General features: G+C 70.0%; 15 protein-coding genes and 1 tRNA gene. 7 read left to right on the plus strand and 9 right to left on the minus strand.

Annotated elements, in window-relative coordinates; translation table 11 throughout:
- Window positions 1-3 precede the first annotated feature (3 nt).
- Window positions 4-1,506, plus strand: coding sequence for a sugar porter family MFS transporter (locus B7K25_RS07645; protein ID WP_084105133.1), 1,503 nt, complete (start codon window positions 4-6; stop codon window positions 1,504-1,506).
- 342 nt (window positions 1,507-1,848) lie between these two features.
- Here B7K25_RS07645 and B7K25_RS07650 read toward each other — a convergent pair.
- A tRNA-Tyr gene (locus B7K25_RS07650) sits at window positions 1,849-1,930 on the minus strand.
- 134 nt (window positions 1,931-2,064) lie between these two features.
- Between B7K25_RS07650 and B7K25_RS07655 the strand changes: the two genes are divergently transcribed.
- Window positions 2,065-2,556, plus strand: a complete 492-nt coding sequence (locus B7K25_RS07655; protein WP_084105134.1) for a YajQ family cyclic di-GMP-binding protein — start codon at window positions 2,065-2,067, stop codon at window positions 2,554-2,556.
- 85 nt (window positions 2,557-2,641) lie between these two features.
- Complete coding sequence (locus B7K25_RS07660; RefSeq protein WP_144018923.1) at window positions 2,642-3,382, plus strand: hypothetical protein; 741 nt, start codon at window positions 2,642-2,644, stop codon at window positions 3,380-3,382.
- A 59-nt stretch (window positions 3,383-3,441) separates the two neighbouring features.
- On the opposite strand, the gene B7K25_RS07665 is transcribed toward B7K25_RS07660, so the two are convergent.
- From B7K25_RS07665 to B7K25_RS07680, 4 genes are all read right to left on the minus strand, one after another.
- Complete coding sequence (locus B7K25_RS07665; RefSeq protein WP_084105135.1) at window positions 3,442-4,290, minus strand: oxygenase MpaB family protein; 849 nt, start codon at window positions 4,288-4,290, stop codon at window positions 3,442-3,444.
- 64 nt (window positions 4,291-4,354) lie between these two features.
- Window positions 4,355-4,714, minus strand: a complete 360-nt coding sequence (locus B7K25_RS07670; protein WP_159450158.1) for a nuclear transport factor 2 family protein — start codon at window positions 4,712-4,714, stop codon at window positions 4,355-4,357.
- Between the two features lie 162 nt (window positions 4,715-4,876).
- A complete protein-coding gene (gene htpX / locus B7K25_RS07675; protein WP_084105137.1) occupies window positions 4,877-5,752 on the minus strand; it encodes a zinc metalloprotease HtpX in 876 nt (291 codons plus the stop codon).
- 252 nt (window positions 5,753-6,004) lie between these two features.
- Window positions 6,005-7,387, minus strand: a complete 1,383-nt coding sequence (locus tag B7K25_RS07680; RefSeq protein ID WP_234988119.1) for an FAD-dependent oxidoreductase — start codon at window positions 7,385-7,387, stop codon at window positions 6,005-6,007.
- Between the two features lie 215 nt (window positions 7,388-7,602).
- On the opposite strand from B7K25_RS07680, the gene B7K25_RS07685 reads away from it, so the two are divergent.
- From B7K25_RS07685 to rarD, 4 genes are all read left to right on the plus strand, one after another.
- On the plus strand, window positions 7,603-8,673 hold the full coding sequence (locus tag B7K25_RS07685) for a phosphatidylserine/phosphatidylglycerophosphate/cardiolipin synthase family protein (RefSeq protein WP_159450159.1): 1,071 nt from the start codon (window positions 7,603-7,605) through the stop codon (window positions 8,671-8,673).
- Between the two features lie 320 nt (window positions 8,674-8,993).
- Complete coding sequence (locus B7K25_RS07690) at window positions 8,994-10,685, plus strand: nitrite/sulfite reductase (RefSeq protein WP_234988134.1); 1,692 nt, start codon at window positions 8,994-8,996, stop codon at window positions 10,683-10,685.
- The gene (locus B7K25_RS07695) at window positions 10,682-11,419 is read left to right on the plus strand and encodes a phosphoadenylyl-sulfate reductase (RefSeq protein WP_084105140.1); all 738 of its coding nucleotides are present in this window, start codon (window positions 10,682-10,684) and stop codon (window positions 11,417-11,419) included. The genes B7K25_RS07690 and B7K25_RS07695 overlap by 4 nt, the downstream gene beginning before the upstream one ends.
- A 125-nt stretch (window positions 11,420-11,544) precedes the next feature.
- Complete coding sequence (rarD, locus tag B7K25_RS07700; RefSeq protein WP_084105141.1) at window positions 11,545-12,483, plus strand: EamA family transporter RarD; 939 nt, start codon at window positions 11,545-11,547, stop codon at window positions 12,481-12,483.
- A 203-nt stretch (window positions 12,484-12,686) separates the two neighbouring features.
- Here the strand turns inward: rarD and B7K25_RS07705 are convergent, their stop codons facing one another.
- From B7K25_RS07705 to nuoL, 4 genes are read right to left on the minus strand one after another with little or no spacing between them, the layout of a single operon-like run.
- Window positions 12,687-13,685 carry a polyprenyl synthetase family protein gene (locus B7K25_RS07705; RefSeq protein WP_084105142.1) on the minus strand — a complete coding sequence of 333 codons (999 nt, stop codon included), beginning with the start codon at window positions 13,683-13,685 and terminating at the stop codon, window positions 12,687-12,689.
- A gap of 4 nt (window positions 13,686-13,689) precedes the next feature.
- Window positions 13,690-15,270 (minus strand): NADH-quinone oxidoreductase subunit NuoN, encoded by a 1,581-nt coding sequence (gene nuoN / locus B7K25_RS07710; RefSeq protein WP_084105143.1) that lies wholly within the window; start codon window positions 15,268-15,270, stop codon window positions 13,690-13,692.
- Complete coding sequence (locus tag B7K25_RS07715) at window positions 15,267-16,763, minus strand: NADH-quinone oxidoreductase subunit M (RefSeq protein ID WP_084105144.1); 1,497 nt, start codon at window positions 16,761-16,763, stop codon at window positions 15,267-15,269. Before B7K25_RS07715 ends, nuoN begins: the two co-directional genes overlap by 4 nt.
- A gap of 3 nt (window positions 16,764-16,766) precedes the next feature.
- Window positions 16,767-18,647 (minus strand): NADH-quinone oxidoreductase subunit L, encoded by a 1,881-nt coding sequence (gene nuoL / locus B7K25_RS07720; protein ID WP_084105145.1) that lies wholly within the window; start codon window positions 18,645-18,647, stop codon window positions 16,767-16,769.

Consider the following 18,647-nt stretch of genomic DNA (forward strand, 5'->3'; position numbering starts at 1 on the left):
TCGATGAGCACCTCGACCCCAGCCTCGGCCTCACCGGCGGACGCCAAGCTCAACCGCAAGGTCATCGCCATCAGCATCGGCGCGGCGCTTGGCGGCTTCCTCTTCGGCTTCGACTCCTCCGTCATCAACGGCGCGGTCGACTCCATCCAGGGCGAGTTCGAGCTGTCCGACGCGTTCACGGGCTTCGCGGTCGCGTCCGCGCTGCTCGGCTGCGCCGTCGGCGCGTGGTTCGCGGGCACCCTGGCCAACAAGTACGGGCGCATCCGCGTCATGGTCATCTCGGCGACGCTGTTCCTCATCTCGGCCATCGGCTCCGCGCTCGCGTTCAACGTCTGGGACCTCATGCTGTGGCGCGTGGTCGGCGGGCTCGCGATCGGTGCGGCCTCGGTGATCGCGCCCGCGTACATCGCGGAGGTCGCTCCGTCGAAGTTCCGTGGACGCCTCGGCTCCCTCCAGCAGATGGCGATCGTGCTCGGCATCTTCGCCGCGCTGCTGAGCGACCAGCTGCTCGCGGAGACCGCCGGCGGCGCGTCAAACGACCTGTGGTGGGGCCTCGAGGCATGGCGCTGGATGTTCCTGGTCTGCGCGGTGCCCGCGGTGATCTACGGCGTCGCCGCGATGAGCCTGCCGGAGTCGCCTCGCTACCTGGTCGGCAAGCATCGGCTCGAGGAGGCGGCGGCCGTGCTGCGCACCTTCACGGGCGAGAAGGACGTCGACCACAAGGTGGACGAGATCCACCAGTCGCTTGGCGACGACGAGAAGCGCTCGCTGGGCGACCTCAAGGGGCGGGCGCTCGGCCTCAAGCCCATCGTCTGGACGGGCATCCTGCTGTCGGTGTTCCAGCAGTTCGTGGGCATCAACGTGATCTTCTACTACTCGACCACGCTGTGGCAGTCCGTGGGCTTCGACGAGTCCGACGCGTTCCTCACGTCGACCATCACGTCGATCACCAACATCGTGGTCACCATCATCGCGATCGTGCTCGTCGACCGCATCGGACGTCGCCTGCTGCTGCTCATCGGATCCCTGGGCATGACCGCGTCGCTGGGCCTCATGGCGGTGGCGTTCTCGACCGCCGTGGTCGACGCCGAGGGCAATGCGAGCCTCGAGGGCGCATGGGCGACCACGGCGCTCATCGGCGCGAACGCGTTCGTCGTCTTCTTCGGCGCCACCTGGGGACCGGTGGTGTGGGTGCTGCTCGGCGAGATGTTCCCCAACCGCATCCGTGCCTCGGCGCTCGCCGTGGCCGCCGCCGCGCAGTGGCTCGCCAACTGGGCGATCACCATGTCGTTCCCCGAGATGGCCTCCATCGGCCTCGTGTTCGCGTATGGCTTCTACGCCTCGATGGCGCTGCTGTCCTTCTTCTTCGTGTTCTTCCGTGTGCCCGAGACCAAGGGCATGGAGCTCGAGGAGATGAGCGCGGACGTGGCCGTCAAGCGCGGCAAGTTCGTGCGCTCGACCGCCGGCGCGGCCGCGGAGGAGATCGACCCCGGCGCCGCTCGCTGACGCCCCGCGCCCGCTTCGACACTGAGCCACCATCAGGTGACGCCGCACCTCGCAGACCGACGCTCAGGCACCACTGGGGCGCACCGCGCGCGGGTGCCTACGTCCGAAGGTCGCCGTCCGCGCTGATCTCGACCGGGAAGACCTCCGTGCGGGCGACCGCACGGTCGCGGTCCACGGCCCATGCCGCGCGGCGCGGCGATCGACACCCAGCCACCATCAGGTGACGCCGCACCTCGCAAAGCGACGCTCAGCCACCGCCTGGGCGACAAGGTGCGGGGCGTCGGGTTCGGGCACCGGCCCTGAGGAACGCGAAAGGCCCGTCGCATCGCGACGGGCCCGGCGTGGCAGGTGAGGGATTCGAACCCCCGAAGTCAGTGACGGCTGATTTACAGTCAGCTCCCTTTGGCCGCTCGGGCAACCTGCCATGCGCCCGGCTCGAACCGAACCTGGCGCGCATGGAAGGATAGCAACAGAACTGGCCCCGACGCGAACTGGCACCTGGACGCGTGGGCGGCGACCGCATCGGCGCTCTGTGCGCCCCGAACCCAGGAGGATCCCATGGCAGGCGACAGCACCTTCGACGTCGTGAGCAAGATCGACCGCCAGGAGGTCGACAACGCGCTCAACCAGGCGCACAAGGAGATCAACCAGCGCTACGACTTCCGCGGCGTGGGCGCGTCGATCGAGTTCTCGGGCGAGGCGATCCTCATGAAGGCCAACTCCCCCGAGCGCGTCAAGGCCATCCTCGACGTCCTCATCGCGAAGCTCGCCAAGCGCGGCATCTCGATGAAGTCGCTCGAGTACGGCGAGCCCGTCGCCTCGGGCAAGGAGTTCCGACTGGTCGCGGACCTCAAGGAGGGCATCACCCAGGAGATCGCGAAGAAGCTGGGCAAGCTGATCCGCGAGGAGGGCCCCAAGACCGTCAAGTCGCAGATCCAGGGCGACGAGCTGCGCGTGTCCTCGAAGTCGCGCGACGACCTGCAGAAGACCATCCAGCTCCTCAAGGGCGCCGACGTCGACGTCGACCTGCAGTTCGTCAACTTTCGCTGAGGGGGCGCGGGCCCAGCTCGCCAGCCGTGGAAGCGATCGCTCTCCCCCATGGCAAAGCGAGGGCCGCGGGGCCAGAATATGTCGTGTGAGCGCTGAGCCCGAGGGCCACGCGACAACGCCCGACGACGCGGCGTTGGCCAGGCGCGTCCAGATGCTCTCGACCGAGCACTGGGCGCTTCTCGCGGCTCGCGGGACCGCGCAGAGCGAGGTCCTCACGCGCATCACGATCTTCCTCACCCTCGTGTCTGCGGGCTTGGTCACCATCGGGCTCCTCGGACAGGCATCGCAGTTCGCGGGCTGGTTCGCCACGGCTGCGCTGTCGATCCTGGGTGCCCTCGCGGTGGTGGGCGTGCTGACGCAGTTGCGCGTGGAAGCGGTCGCCGAGGAGGACCTCATGTACGTGGTCGCCATGAATCGCCTCCGAGGCGCCTACGTCGAGCTCGACCCGTCGATCCGGCCGTACCTCATGACCTCGCCCCACGACGACGAGGCAGGGATGAGCCACACCTACTCGTTTTTGCGCCCACGTAGCGGTGCCGCACAGATGCTCGCCTCGTCAGCGGTGCTCATCATTTTGGTGAACGGCATCGTGGTCGGTCTGCTCGGAGGCGGCATCGCCGCTGTCGCCGGGCTCTCGAATGGCGGAGCCGTGGCGGTGGGGGCGATCGCTGCCGTCAGCGTCCCGCTCGTGTCATTCGCCAACACCTGGCGGAACTACCTCGCAACGTGGAGGAACCACACTCCGATGTTCCCGACCGCGGGGCCCGGCGACGTCGCGGAGGCGGACCCCACCGCGGGCAAGGACGACGAGGAACCTGACGGGTGAGGTGGCGGCCGTCTCATCACCCATGAGCACCACGCCCGGCTGTCGAGGAGCGGTTCAGCTCAGAACAACGGCCGACCTGCCGCCAGTCTCTTGCGGATGTCGCGCAGCTCGCGGCGCAGCAGCACCTCACGCACGCCGCGAGGCGCGACGCGCTGGAACGTCGCCATGCGCCGGTTGAACCGGTCGAATCGGCGCTGCTGTTCGTCGTCCCACTCGAGGTGCATGAGCTCGCGGAAGCGCGGCCCCATGTAGCCCGCTGTCATGCGGATGCGCCACGCCAGCAGGCGCGCGGGCACGTCCCTGCCCAGGTACTCGAGGCGCAGCACGCGCCACAGGTACTCGCGGACCGAGTCGTCCATCTCCAGGCGGGACTGCGCCGAGTCCCACCATGAGCCGAAGGCGTCGCGTGTGGCCGGCCAGTCCTCAGCGCGCATCTGGAGGGTGGTGCCGAACACCATGCCCTGGCGGTAGAACTCCTCGCGAAACGCGCCGGAGAGGGGGCCGTGGACCCGCTCGTACGCGTCCTCGGCGCCGCGGTAGAGGCACGCCGCCACCCACAGCTGGAGCTGAGGGTCCATCGCGCGATACGCGGGGGCCTCTCCAGGCTTCGACTGGACCGGGGCGTGGGAGCGGTTGGTCGCCGCGCGATAGGCCGCGCGATCCTCGGCCGAGCCCAGCATGGTGACGGCGATGTAGCCCACCGTGGTGCGCATGCGGCGCTTCGGGTCATGGAACAGCGCCCCGGGACTCGTGCTGTCCTTCACGCCGTGTCCGACTGGGGGCAGCGACAGCTGCCAGATGACGTTGGCCGTGCCGGCCAGCGTGATGAACCAGTTCACGCCTTCGCGCAGCGCGCTGGTGTCGAGTGCGTCGAGCTCCTGTCGACGCTCGGCCTTGAGGGTCGCCATGCCCTGACGCTAGCACGGTTTGTGAATCACGGTTCACTTATCGCAGCTCGAGGGTGCGGTTGGTTCAGGGCGACTGCTGGTGAAGCATCATTCGCCAGCCACCGCGCGAACGCACGTAGGTGCTCGCGAGCATCGCGTCGAAGGGACCCTCCTCGTCGCGCTCCGCATGCACGTGGTACGCCACCACGGCGATGCCTGCGCCGAGGTCGTGGACCGTCATGTCGCTCAGCGAGTAGTCCTTCCACCGACGAGACTCCGCCATCCCGTCGATCGCGTCATCGCGGTCCATCACGCCGAACGGGAACACCATCACGGCCTCGCTCGCGAGGACGTCCTCGTAGAACTCTCGGGCATGGCCCGAGGTAAGGGCCTCCCAGCCGTCACGCTCGAGCTCTTGCAGGTGCTCGACCTCCTGGGTGCGCATCAGCAGTCTCCTCTCAGGCGATGCTCGCCTGCCGAGGAACCCGACGGCAGGCCTCACCCTCGTGGCAACGCCTCGGTGGGGCCGTGGCATTCCACGACGGGACCGGGGGGCGTGCGCGGGACGCGAGGGACGCCGCCTGGCAGCGCCGCCGAGCAGGACCGCCTAGAAGTGCTGGCCGTTCGCGCGGGCCATGTCCTCGAGGCGCTTCACGCGGTCGTCCATGGGCGGGTGGGTGGAGAAGAGCTTCGCCATGCCGGCCCCGGAGAACGGGTTGGCGATCATCATGTGGGACACGTTCTCGAGCGGCGCGTCCTGGGGAAGCGGCCGCGCCTGCGTGCCGCGCTCGAGCTTGCGCAGGGCGCTTGCGAGCGCGAGGGGGTCGCCGGTGAGCGACGCGCCGTCCTCGTCGGCGTCGTACTCACGGGTGCGAGAGATCGCCATGCGGATGAGCGACGCGGCGATGGGCGCGAGCAGCACCATGGCGAGCATGCCGAAGACGCCCAGCGGGTTGTCGCGGCTGTTGCCGCCACCACCGAACCAGAACAGCATCTGCGCGATCGCGGTGATCATGCCGGCGAATGCTGCCGCGACCGAGCCGATGAGGATGTCGCGGTTGTAGACGTGCATGAGCTCGTGGCCGAGCACGCCGCGCAGCTCGCGCTCGTCGAGCAGGTGCAGGATGCCTTCGGTGCAGCACACGGCCGCGTTGTTGGGGTTGCGACCGGTGGCGAAGGCGTTGGGTGCCTGCGTGGGGGACACATAGAGGCGCGGCATCGGCTGGTTGGCTTCGGCGGAGAGCTCGCGCACGATCCGGTACATCGCGGGCTGCTCGACCTCGGTGACGGGGCGCGCGTGCATCGCCTTGATCGCCAGCTTGTCCGAGTTCCAGTAGCCGTAGGCAGTGCCGATCAGGCCGAGCCCGGCGAAGATCCAGATGTACTGCCCTCCGCCGACCACGGAGCCGATCCCGAGCAGGACCACCCACAGCACGACGAACAGGCCACCGGTCTTCAGACCGTTGAAATAGCGCTTTCCCAACTCACCCTCCGGGAGACATTCTTGCTCATGAGAAACGGGTGGACGGGCATGCCGGTTCCCGGTGACGCGTCTCGCCGGAACTCACCTGTGCGCGCCCCGTCAGTGCGGAGCGCGCGCTCGGGCGTTCCGCACGGATCCACCGTCGCCACATCAGTCGGGACGTGCGCGGATCGGGGCGGTCGGGTCACCGCACACCCGCGGACAGCACGAAGGCCGGCGCGGGATCTCTCCCGACGCCGGCCTTCGTCGCCGTCACGCCTGCTGCTTGAGGCGCCCCAGCGCGATGTCGGTCATCTCCTCGCGGGGCACGACCTTGATGCGCTCGCGGCCGTCGGCCTCGCCGAGCGCGCGCTCGTGCGCGTCGAGCAGCTCCCAGTCGTGCCACTGCACGACCGGGACGCCGCGCTCCTTGAGCAGGTGCAGGAGGTTGTCGGGGCTCAGCTGCTCGGCGCCGGCCTTGGTCTCGGCGTACAGACGCGGCGCGTCCTCGACGAGGTTGGCGATGGTCTCCTGCGCGTCCGACTTGGTGTGCCCGATGAGGCCCACGGGGCCGCGCTTGATCCAGCCGGTGGTGTAGTAGCCGGGGACCACGTCGCCGCCGTCGACCACGCGGCCGCCCTCGTTGGCGATGGTGCCCTTGGACTGGTCGAAGGGGATGCCCTCGATCTCGGTGCCGTAGTAGCCCACGGCGCGGTACACGGCCTGGACGGGGTAGTCGATGAACTCCCCGGTGCCCTTGACGTTGCCGTCGCCCTGCAGCTCGGTGCGCTCCATGCGCACGGCCACGACCTTGCCGTCCTCGCCGAGCACCTCGTGCGGGCTCTGGAGGAAGTGGAGGTGGATGCGGCGCGACGCCCCGGACGGCTCCTTGAGCGTCCAGTCGGTGAGCGTCTTGACGACCTGCTTGGTCTGCTTGTTGTTCTCAGCGGCGTCGATCGAGGCCTCGTCGAACTCGTAGTCCTCGGGGTAGACGATCACGTCGACATCGGGGACGTGGCCGAGCTCGCGGAGCTCGAGCGGCGAGAACTTCACCTGGGCGGGGCCGCGGCGGCCGAAGACGTGAACGTCGGTCACGGGCGAGCTCGACAGCCCCTCGAGGACGTTGTCGGGGATCTCCGTGACGGCGATGTCCTTGGGGTGCTTCGCGAGCACGCGGGCGACGTCGAGGGCGACGTTGCCGACGCCGAAGATCGCGATCTCCTTGGCGTCGAGAGGCCAGGTGCGCGGCACGTCGGGGTGCCCGTCGAACCAGCTCACGAAGTCGGCAGCGCCGTACGAACCTTCGAGGTCGATACCAGGGATGTTGAGGTCGGAGTCCTCGAAGGCGCCGGTCGCGAAGATGACCGCGTCGTAGTGCGACTGCAGGTCCTCGAGGGTGAGGTCGGTGCCGACGTTGACGTTGGCCAGCAGGCGGATGTCGCCGCGGCCCAGGACGTTCGCGAGCGCGACGATGATCTGCTTGATGCGCGGGTGGTCGGGGGCGACGCCGTAGCGCACCAGGCCGAACGGCGCGGGCAGGCGCTCGATGATGTCGATCGAGGTCGAGATGCCCGACTTGGACAGGATGTCGGCGGCGTAGGTGCCGGCCGGTCCGGCGCCGATGATGGCGACGCGCAACGGTCGTTCAGTGGTCACGAGGGTCTCACTTCGTCGGTGGGAGGCGGCGCGCCCGAACCTCCCGGGCGCAACGGCACCAGAGTATAGACACACCTTCCGCACGCAATGTCCCCTGGGACCGTCGCCCGGGGCGCCGATGCGCTCGTGACGGTTCCGTGAGCGTCCCGTGAATTGTGGGTGGCGTGGGGCCCGGGTCCCGGCACAAGGTTCCATGCCGGTGCGACAGTCGAAGGGTGACGCTCACCGCACGCTCCTTCCCGGCGACGGCGACGCCGTCGCGCCCCGCTCCCGCGCCCACGCTCCAGCGCGCAGCGGACTACGTCGCCGATGCGGCGGCGGCCATCTCGCGTGCCCGTACCCGGGTGCGCCTCACCACCTTGACCATCGCGCGGGACGCCGCGACGGCCACCCTGCTCGACGCGGCGGTCGCGGCCGCGCAGCGCGGTGTCGACGTCAGGGTCAGCGCGGACGTGTTCACCTTCGCCGACGGGGCGACGAGCCTTCTGGGTACCGCGACGCCCAGCAGGCGGCGACGCAGCGCCGCGGCGCTGACCCGCGAGCTCGAGGACGCCGGGGTGCGCATGACGTGGCTCGGCTCCGAACGGGGCCTGATGTTCCGCGGCCGCACCCACACCAAGCTCACCGTGGTCGACGACGTCGCGTGGAGCTTCGGCGGCGTGAACCTCGACGCGCGTGGCATCGGCAACGTCGACTACATGCTGCGGCTCGAGGACGGTCGGGTGGCCGATGCGCTCGCCGACCTCCACGACGGCATCGCGGGCGAGGCCCACGGGCGGTCGGCGTCGCGGATCGTCGACCACGACTGCGGCCGAGTGCTCATCGACGGCGGGCTGCCCGGCGACTCCGCCATCTACCGCGCAGCCGTCACCTGGGCCGCCCGCTCGGAGCACGTGCTGCACGTCTCCCAGTACTGCCCCACGGGGACGCTCGGACGTCTCGTGGCCGCTCGCGGCCACGACCTCTGGTTCAACGCGCCGCACCGCGCCTCCTTCGCGAACGGCTCGCTGATCGCCGGCTCGATGCTCGCGACCGGCCATCGCTCGCGCTACCGCCGCCGGCGCTACGTGCACGCCAAGGCCCTCGTGTTCACGCTCCACGGCGGCGACCGGGTGGCGATCACCGGCTCCCACAACTTCGTCGCCGCGGGCGTGCGGCTCGGCACCCGCGAGATCGCCCTCGAGACCCGCGACCCGGCGGTGATCGATCAGATCGTGGCGTTCCACAGCACCGAGGTGGCGATGCGCACGGAGCCAGCGAGCGCATCGGCCCTCCTGCCGACCTGAGTCCGGGGCTACCGCATGCGCCCGGTCCTGTGAGAGACTTGCGCGCATGGCCCCGAAGCAGAACGTCCGCGCATCGATGATGTGCTGCGTCTGCTGTGCCATGTGTCTGTCGGCCTGACCGCCCACGGATACGTCCCACGTAGCCCCTGGGCGCTCGGCCAACGAGCGCGAACCAGTCGCGCTCACCTGGCCGAGAGCCCTCCCAAGATGTCGAGGAGACCTCGGTGACCGACACCGATGCCACCACCGCGGATGCGCGCACCCCCCAGGAGATCGCCGAGGCGGAGGAGCGCCGCCGCCACCGCGAGGAGGCGCGCCTCATCCGCACGCGCGAGGCCGCTCAGCGCAAGAACACGGCCTCGAAGGACGGCCAGTGGGCCGCGGGTGACCGCACGCCGCTGAACCCCAACGAGGAGATGAAGGCCGCAGGCGACCCCCTCGAGGTGCGCCAGCGCATCGAGTCGATGTACTCGAAGTGGGGATTCTGGTCGATCCCCCCGGGCGACCTGCGCGGACGCTTCCGCTGGTGGGGCCTGTACACGCAGCGCCGCCAGGGCATCGACGGCGGCAAGACCGCGATCCTCGAGCCGCACCAGCTCGACGACGAGTACTTCATGCTGCGCATCCGCTCCGACGGCGGCCAGCTGTCGGTGGCTCAGGCGCGGGAGATCGGGCTCATCTCGCGCGACCTCGCCCGTGACACCGCCGATGTCTCCGACCGCCAGAACATCCAGCTGCACTGGATCCGCATCGAGGACGTCCCCGAGATCTTCCGCCGCGTCGAGGAGGTGGGGCTGCTGTGCACCGAGGCATGCGGTGACGTGCCTCGCGTGATCCTCGGCTCCCCCGTCGCGGGCGTCTCGAAGGACGAGCTCATCGACCCGACGCCGCAGATCCGCGAGATCATGGATCGCTACATCGGCTCCCCCGAGTTCTCGAACCTGCCCCGCAAGTTCAAGACGGCGTTCACCGGCCAGCCCGTGCCCGACATCCTCCACGAGGTGCAGGACATCGCCTTCTGCGCCGTCGAGCACCCCGAGCTGGGCATCGGCTACGACCTGTGGGTCGGCGGCGGGTTGTCGGTCAACCCGTTCCTCGGCCACCGCCTCGGTGTGTTCGTCAAGCCCGAGATCGCGCACGAGGTCTGGAAGGGCGTCGTGTCGATCTTCCGCGACCACGGCTACCGGCGCCTGCGCACCCGCGCCCGCCTGAAGTTCGTGCTCAAGGCCTGGGGTCCGGAGAAGTTCCTCGAGGTGCTCGAGAAGGACTACCTCGGCTACGAGCTGCCCAAGGGGCCGGCCCCCAAGCAGGCCGAGCGCGGCGACCGCGGTGACCACGTCGGGATCCACCAGCAGAGGGACGGCAAGTGGTACGTGGGCGTCGCCCCCGTCGCCGGCCGCGTGTCGGGCGAGAAGCTCATCGAGATCGCCCGCATCGCGGAGGCCGTGGGCTCCGACCGGATCCGCCTCACGCCGCTGCAGAAGATCCTCGTGCTCGACGTCCCCGAGGACAAGGTCAGCGAGGTCGTCAACGGCCTGCGCGCCCTCGAGCTCGAGTCGGACCCCGGCGAGTTCCACCGCAACGTCATCGCCTGCACCGGCATCGAGTACTGCAAGCTCGCGATCGTCGAGACCAAGGCGACCGCGCGCGAGGTCGTGAAGGTGCTCGACGACAAGTTCCCCACGCTCGACAGCCCCATCACGGTGCACGTCAACGGTTGCCCCAACTCGTGCGCCCGCGTCCAGATCGCGGACATCGGCTTCAAGGGACAGCTGGTGCTCGACGAGGACTCGGGCGAGCAGGTGCCCGGCTTCCAGGTCCACCTGGGCGGACGCCTGGGCCGCGGGGACGACAACGACTTCGGACGCAAGATCCGCGGCCACAAGGTCACCCAGCTCGGAATGCCCGAGTACGTCGAGCGCGTTACCACCAACTACCTCGCGGACCGCTCGGGTCCCGAGGAGACGTTCGCTGACTGGGCGTTCCGAGCCGAAGAGGAACTGATCCGATGACCATCCCTGCGCTGCCGGGCAGCCTCGCGCTCACCGCGCTCAACCCGCGCGAGTGGAACGCGGAGACGTGCGCGCAGGTCAACTCGCTGCTCGAGACGGCCTCCGCCGAGCACGTGGCGGACTGGGCCGTGGCGACCTTCGGCAAGCGCCTGGGAGTCGCGTCGTCGATGCAGGACACGATCCTTCCCCACCTGTTCGGCACCCGCCTCGAGGGCGTCGACGTGCTGTTCCTCGAGACCGGCTATCACTTCCCCGAGACCCTCGCCACGCGCGACGAGTCCGCGGCACGCTTCCCGATCACGATCGTGGACGTGACGCCACGCCAGACGGTGGCGGAGCAGGACGCCGAGTTCGGCAAGGACCTCTTCGCGCGCGACCCCAACCTGTGCTGCTTCATGCGCAAGGTGGACCCGCTCGCGAACGCGCTGCAGGGCTACGACGCATGGGTCACCGGCGCGCGCCGCGTCGACGCCGTCACGCGTTCCGAGATGCCCATCATCAGCTGGGATGCCAAGCACGGCCTCGTGAAGATCAACCCGCTCGCCCTGTGGGACGACGCGGACGTCGAGCGCTACCAGGTCACCCACGACCTGCCGCGCAATCCTCTCGTCGCCCAGGGCTACCCGAGCATCGGCTGCGGGCCCTGCACGCGCAAGGTGCTCCCCGGCGAGGACGCGCGCGCCGGCCGCTGGTCGGGCCAGGGCAAGACCGAGTGCGGGATCCACACGGCCTGAGCGTCATGGCTCCGGCCACGGCGCCGGTGCCACCCCACCACTGACTGGCACCTCGATCGGGGCTCCAGTGCGCATCGGCCCTCCGGCGTCCTCTCGCGGTCGCGCACCGGTGACACAATGCCGAGGTGAGCGAACCCCTGAGCCGATCGGGACTCGCGTTCGGCGCCGGCGCGTACCTGATCTGGGGGACCTTCCCCCTGCTGATGGCCGCGCTCAAGCCGGCCGGGGCCCTCGAGATCACTGCGCACCGCGCCGTGTGGTCGGTGCTCGTGTGCGCGATCATCGTCGCGGCGGTGGGCGCCTGGCGGCGGGTCCGCGCGGCGCTGACGAACCTGCGCACGCTCGGGATCCTCGCACTCGCGGCCTTCTTCATCGCGATCAACTGGCTCATCTACGTCTACGCGACGGTCACCGAGCACGTGAACTCCGCGGCGCTCGGCTACTACATCAACCCGCTGTTCACGGTCGCGCTCGGCGTCGTCTTCCTCGGCGAGCGGCTGCGGCGCCTGCAGGTGGTCGCGATCGGCATCGCGACGGTGGCCGTCGTCGTGATCGGCGTGGGGCTCGGCGAGTTCCCGTGGATCGCCCTCGCGCTGGCCACCTCGTTCGGGCTGTACGGCCTCATCAAGAAGCAGGTGGGCGGCTCGATCGACGCGCTCACGGGCCTCACCGTCGAGACGCTCGTGCTCGCTCCGGCGGCCCTGGTCGGGCTGTGGTGGATCCACGACACGGGGCGGCAGACGTTCCTTGAGCGGGGCTCACCCGGGCTGGGCGTCGATCACGACCTGCTCCTGATGTCCACCGGCCTGTTCACCGCCGGGGCGCTGCTGCTGTTCGCCGCCGGCGCGCGCCGCCTGCCGCTCTACGTCACCGGGCTGCTGCAGTACATCGCGCCCACCATGATGTTCATCCTCGCGGTGTGGCACTTCGGCGAGCCGATGCCGTTGTCGCGGTGTATCGGCTTCGCCCTCGTGTGGGTCGCGCTGGTGATCCTCACCGTCGACGGGTGGCGGCTGCGCCCGCGCCGCCGCGAGGCACGCGTGGAGCCGGCCGAGCCGGTCTGAGCGCGGCCCACCGCGCCCGTCCCGGCTGCCTCCGTCCCGCCTGACAGTTCGAACCAAGGCTGGGCGCGACACCCCGAGCCGGGCAGCGCATCGGCCCCGCAGAGCGGCGTGGCGCCTCGGGGTTGGTTCGTGCTGTCAGCGTGCGGGCCGTCCGTGGGGGACGCCGCAGCGCCGATGCGCTCGCTGGCTTGGGTGCGTCCGCGTCAGGCGGCGCGGGCGACGAGGGCGTCCGCGAAGGTGAGCAGCGCGTCGCGCGCCTCGCCCTCGGGAAGGCCCTCGACGGCGGACTTGGCGCGCTGGGCCCACTCCTGTGCGAGGCGGCTGGTCTCGTCGACCACCTCGTGACCCGAGAGGCGAGCGACGACGCTCGCGAGGGCCTCGTCCGAGCTGAGGTCGCCGTCGATGTCGGCGAGCAGCTCGACGTCCTCGGCGGTGGCACCGCCGGACGCGACGCGCTCGCGCAGCAGCAGGACGGGCATGGTGGGCACGCCCTCGCGCAGGTCCGTGCCGGGCGTCTTGCCGGTGGTCGCCGCGTCGGAGCGCACGTCGATCACGTCGTCAGCGAGCTGGAAGGCCACGCCGGCGAACTCGCCGTACTCGGTCACCCGCTGCACCACCGAGGGCGGGCAGCCCGCGAACATGGCGCCGAAGCGGGCCGACGTCGCGATGAGCGAGCCGGTCTTGTCGGCGAGCACCTGGATGTAGTGGTCGACGGCGCTGTCCTCGGGGCCTGGTCCCACGGTCTCGTGGAGCTGGCCGAGGCACAGGCGCTCGAAGGTCTGCGCCTGGATGCGCACCGCCTCCGGGCCGAGTCCGGCCACCACGCGCGAGGCGCGCGCGAACAGCAGGTCGCCCGTGAGGATCGCGACGGAGTTGCCCCACACCTCGTGGGCAGCCGGCGCCCCGCGTCGCGTGGGCGCGGAGTCCATGACGTCGTCGTGGTAGAGCGTCGCGAGGTGGGTGAGCTCCACCACGACCCCGGCCTCGACGACCTCGGGCCGGGCGCCGTCCCCGAGCTGCGCCGTGAGCAGCGTCAGCATCGGGCGCAGGCGCTTGCCGCCCGCATCGACGAGGTGGCGCGAGGTGGCGTGCGCGAGGCGGTCCGACTGAGCGACGGCATCCCGCAGGCGCTCCTCGACGAGCGCGAGGCGCGGAGAGATCGCGGCCTCGAGCGTCGGGGAGCCGAGCGGGAGCTGGGTCATGGGATCAGCCGTTCGGCAGGACGAGGAACTGAGCCGCGTCGGCGTAGACGTCGAGCAGTCCGGCAGGCAGGATGCCGAGCACGAGCACCGCGGCGGCCGTCACGACGATCACGAGCTTCGCGAGCGGGCCGTCCTCGACCTCGATCGAGTCCTCGGCGCCCTCGGGGATGTCCGTGAGGAACATCAGCACCACGAGGCGCACGTAGAAGAACGCCGCGACGGCGGAGGCGATGACGCCGATGAGCACCAGCGGCCAGCCGCCGCCGGCGACCGCGGCCGAGAACACCTCGAACTTCCCGATGAAGCCCGCCGTGAGCGGGATGCCCGCGAACGACAGCAGGAACAGCGCCATCGCACCCGCGAGCAGAGGCGAGCGCTTGCCCAGCCCGGCCCACTGGCCGAGGCGCACGGCCTCGGCGCCGACCGCGCCGTCCTCGCTGCGCTCGCGCACCTGGGACACCACGGCGAACGCGCCGATGGTCGCGAGGCCGTAGGCGAGCAGGTAGAACGGTAGCGCGGCGACGGCCTCCTCCGTGAAGCCCGCGAACGCCACGAGGATGAAGCCGGCGTGCGCGACGGACGAGTACGCCAGCATGCGCTTGACGTTGGTCTGCACGAGCGCGAGCACGGTGCCGAGCGCCATCGACGCGATCGCGACCGCCCAGAACAGCCAGCTCATCTCCCACTCGAGCGGGTAGAGCGAGGTGTAGACGATGCGGACGAGCGCCGCGGTCGCCGCGGCCTTGGTCGCGGCGCCCATGAACGCGGTGACCGGCGTGGGCGCACCCTGGTAGGCGTCCGGCGTCCAGGAGTGGAACGGCACGGCGCCGATCTTGAACAGGAGCCCGACGAGCACGAGCACGACACCGGCCAGCAGCAGCGCGTCGCGGCCGCTAATGACGTCGATCGCTCGGCCCACGGCCGCGAAGGAGGTCTGCGTGGTCGCGCCGTAGATCAGCGCGACGCCGAACAGGTACAGCGCCGACGAGAACGCGCCGAGCAGGAAGTACTTGAGCGCCGCCTCCTGGGACATGAGCCGGCGGCGACGCGCGAGCGCGACCATGATGTACAGCGCGAGCGAGAACACCTCGAGGGCGACGAACAGGAAGATGTAGTCCGTCACGCTCGTGAACAGCATCATGCCGCCCACCGCGAACAGCAGCAGCGGGAAGACCTCGGTCACCTCGAACCCGCGGCGGCGCGCGAGGGTCTCCTCGATCGAGCCAGGCGCGGTGGAGCCGAGCGGCGTGAAGGCGGACTCGCCGGCGCGCGTGCGCGACGCGAACAGGATCAGGCCCAGGATGCCGAACACCACGATGAGCGTCTGCCACGCGAGGGCCTGACGGTCGACGGTGAGCATGAACTGCTGCACCACCGTGCCGCCGCCGTCGAGGGCGACCCACTGCGCGATGGCGGTGCCGAGCGCGGCCACCAGGGCCACGAGCCCGAACACCAGCTGCACCGACCGGCGCGTGGCGGGGGTGCGGACGAAGGCCTCGATGAGCACGCCGATCGACGCGGCGCCGAGCACGATGATGATGGGCGCGAGCGGCGCCCAGGCGATCTCGGGGGTCACGAAGTTCACGCGCCGGCCTCCTCGATGGTGACCTGCGCGACGACGTCAGCGGACGGGTCTCGCAGGTAGTCGATGGCGATGCCGGGCGCGAAGCCCAGCAGCAGCATCAGGGCGATGAGCGGCCACGCGACGAGCCGCTCGCGCAGCGACAGCTCGCGCACCTGCGGACCGTCCTCGCGGACGGGGCCGGTGAACACGCGCTGATACGTGCGCAGGATGTACAGGGCCGCGAGAACGACCGACACCGCGGAGATGATCACGGCGACGGCTGCCACCGGGTAGGCGCCGACGAAGACCATGATCTCGGAGACGAACGGCGACAGGCCGGGCAGCGACAGCGAGGACAGGCCCACGATGAGGAACGTGCCCGCGAAGACCGGCACCACCCGCTGCAGGCCGCCGTAGGCGTCCACGTCGGCCGTGCCGGTGCGCGCCACCAGGAAGCCGACGAGCAGGAACAGCGCTCCCGTCGACAGGCCGTGGTTGAACATGTACAGCGCCGCGCCCTCGACCGAGGTCTGCTGGAACGCGAAGATGCCGAGGATCATGACGCCGAAGTGGCTCACCGAGGTGAACGCCACGAGCCGCATCATGTCCCGCTGACCGATCGCGAGCAGGGCGCCGTAGATCACCGAGATCACCGCGAACACGATGATGCCCGGCGCCGCCCACTGCGCCGCCTCCGGGAACAGCACGAGGCACAGCGAGATCATGCCGAAGGTGCCGATCTTGTCGAGCACCGCGACGAGCAGCGCCGTGGTGCCCGGGCGCGCGGTCTCCGCGACGTCGGGCAGCCAGGTGTGCACCGGCACCATGGGCGCCTTGATCGCGAACGCGAGGAAGAACGCCAGGAACATCAACCGCTCCTGCGCCGTCGTGAGCTCGAGCGCCCCGGCGAGCTGGTCGGTGAGGAACGCCTGCTCCCCTCCCGGGCCCGCGAAGTACAGGGCCACGACCGCGACGAGCATGATGAGCCCGCCCGCGAGGGAGAACAGCAGGAACTTCACAGCCGCGTAGCGGCGCTGGACGCCGCCGAAGCGCCCGATCATGAAGTACAGCGGGATGAGCATCGCCTCGAACAGCACGTAGAACAGGAAGACGTCGCGCGCGGCGAAGATGCCCACCATGAAGCTGAGGCTCAGCAGGATCAGCGCCATGTAGTCGCGGCGAGCCTTGACGTCCTTGTCCTCGCGCCACGCCGCGAGGATCGCGAGCGGGGTGAGGATCACGGACAGGGCGATCAGCAGCAGCCCGATGCCGTTGACGCCGAGCGCCCAGCTGGTGCCGATCTGCGGGATCCAGGCGTAGGTCTCGGAGAACTGGAAGGCGCCCGCATCGGCCTTGTCGAACTGCAGCGCCATGACGGCGAACAGCACGATCTCGATGACGGTGACGCCGAGCGCGATCTCCCGGGCGCGGCCGCGCGCCGAGGCAGGCAGAGCCCACAGCACGGCGGCGCCCACGGCGGGGAGCGCGACGAGGATGGTCAGGAACGGGAACACGGTTTAGAGACCCCCCACCACGATGACGGCAGCCAGGATGACGAGACCCACGAGCATCGTCGCGGCATAGGTGCGGACCTGACCGTTCTGGAGGCGGCGCGAGGCCTCCCCCAGCCCGGCCCACCCGCGAGCCTGCTTGTTGACGGCGCCGTCGACGACGGCAGCGTCCAGATAGACCAGGGTGCGGGTGAGGTGCTGACCGGGGCGCTGGAACACCGCACGGTTGACCGAGTCCTGGAAGAAGTCGTTGCGTGCGGTGAGCGTCGCGAGCGAGGCGGCGGGCGCCTCCTCCGGGACGTCTGCACGGCCGTACTTGACCCACGCGATGCCGGCGCCGATGACCACGAGGGTCAGCGTCGCCGCGATCAGCACGGGGATCGGCAGCACGGGGTCGTGGTGCTCGGCGTGGCCCGTCACCGGCTCGAGCCAGTGCGTGAAGCGGTCGCCGACCGCGAGGAACAGGCCGAGGAACGCCGAGCCGACCGCGAGGATGATCATCGGCACCGTCATGAGGGCCGGGCTCTCGTGCGGGTGCTGGTCGTCGGTCCAGCGGGCCTTGCCGTGGAACGTCATGAAGAACAGGCGCGACATGTAGAACGCCGTCAGGCCGGCGCCGATGAGCGCCGCGCCGCCGAAGACCCAGGGCTGCCAGCCCTCGCCCACGAACGCCGCCTCGATGATCTTGTCCTTCGAGAAGTACCCGGAGAACGGCGGGATGCCGAGGATCGCGAGCCAGCCGAGCCCGAAGGTCACCCAGGTCACGATCATCGCGCCGCGCAGGGCGCCGAAGCGCCGCATGTCGACCTGATCCTTCATGCCGTGCATGACCGAGCCGGCGCCCAGGAACATGCCGGCCTTGAAGAAGCCGTGGGTGACGAGGTGGAAGATCGCGAACGCGTAGCCGATCGGGCCCAGGCCCGCGGCGAGCATCATGTAGCCGATCTGCGACATCGTGGAGGCGGCGAGCGCCTTCTTGATGTCGTCCTTGGCCATGCCGATGAACGCTCCGAGCAGCAGCGTCATCGCGCCGACGGCGGCGACGACCACGCGGGCGTCGGGCGCGCCGTCGAAGATCGGCGCCGAGCGGACGATGAGGTACACGCCGGCCGTCACCATCGTCGCGGCGTGGATGAGCGCGGACACGGGCGTGGGGCCGGCCATCGCGTCCCCGAGCCAGGACTGCAGCGGGAACTGCGCGGACTTTCCGCACGCCGCGACGAGCAGCATGAGGCCGATCGCCGTGAGCTGCGCGGTGGTCGCGCTGGGCGCCTGCTCCGCGACGGTGGCGAAGTCCAGCGCGCCGAAGGAGGTGAACATCAGGCCCATCGCGATGATGAGGCCGATGTCGCCCACGCGGTTGACGAAGAACGCCTTGTTGGCGGCGGTCGCGTACTCCCGCTTCTGGTTCCAGAACCCGATGAGCAGGTAGGAGGCGAGGCCCACGCCCTCCCAGCCGACGAACAGCAGCAGGTACGAGTCCGCGAGGACCAGCAGCAGCATCGCCGCGACGAAGAGGTTGAGGTAGGCGAAGAACCGGCGCCGGTCCGGGTCGTGCTCCATGTACGCCACGGAGTAGACGTGGATGAGCGTGCCCACGAACGTGATGAGGAGCACGAACGTGATCGACAGCGGGTCGGCCAGCAGGCCGACGTCGACGTGCAGGTCGCCGCCGGGGATGAACGTGTAGAGGGTCGTGTCGACGGCGCGGTCCTCCGCGGCCTTGCCGAGCAGCTCGATGAGCGCGCCCAGGCCGACGAGGAAGGCCCCGCCCGAGGCGGCGACGCCCATCCAGTGGCCCCACGCATCGGCCCTGCGCCCGAGGCACAGGAGGATCGCGGCGCTGGCCAACGGCAGGGCGATGGCCAGCCAGATCAGTGACGTCAT

This window comes from Demequina sp. NBRC 110056 (assembly GCF_002090155.1).
Classification (GTDB): domain Bacteria; phylum Actinomycetota; class Actinomycetes; order Actinomycetales; family Demequinaceae; genus Demequina.

Excerpts from the sequence above, each read along its gene's own strand:
- B7K25_RS07665 (WP_084105135.1), bottom strand. The coding sequence starts at position 4,290 with ATGGCGACCCTCAAGGCCGAGCGTCGACAGGAGCTCGACGCACTCGAC.
- B7K25_RS07655 (WP_084105134.1), top strand. The coding sequence starts at position 2,065 with ATGGCAGGCGACAGCACCTTCGACGTCGTGAGCAAGATCGACCGCCAG.
- nuoL (WP_084105145.1), bottom strand. The coding sequence starts at position 18,647 with ATGACGTCACTGATCTGGCTGGCCATCGCCCTGCCGTTGGCCAGCGCC.
- B7K25_RS07670 (WP_159450158.1), bottom strand. The coding sequence starts at position 4,714 with ATGCGCACCCAGGAGGTCGAGCACCTGCAAGAGCTCGAGCGTGACGGC.
- B7K25_RS07705 (WP_084105142.1), bottom strand. The coding sequence starts at position 13,685 with ATGACCCAGCTCCCGCTCGGCTCCCCGACGCTCGAGGCCGCGATCTCT.
- B7K25_RS07695 (WP_084105140.1), top strand. The coding sequence starts at position 10,682 with ATGACCATCCCTGCGCTGCCGGGCAGCCTCGCGCTCACCGCGCTCAAC.
- B7K25_RS07645 (WP_084105133.1), top strand. The coding sequence starts at position 4 with ATGAGCACCTCGACCCCAGCCTCGGCCTCACCGGCGGACGCCAAGCTC.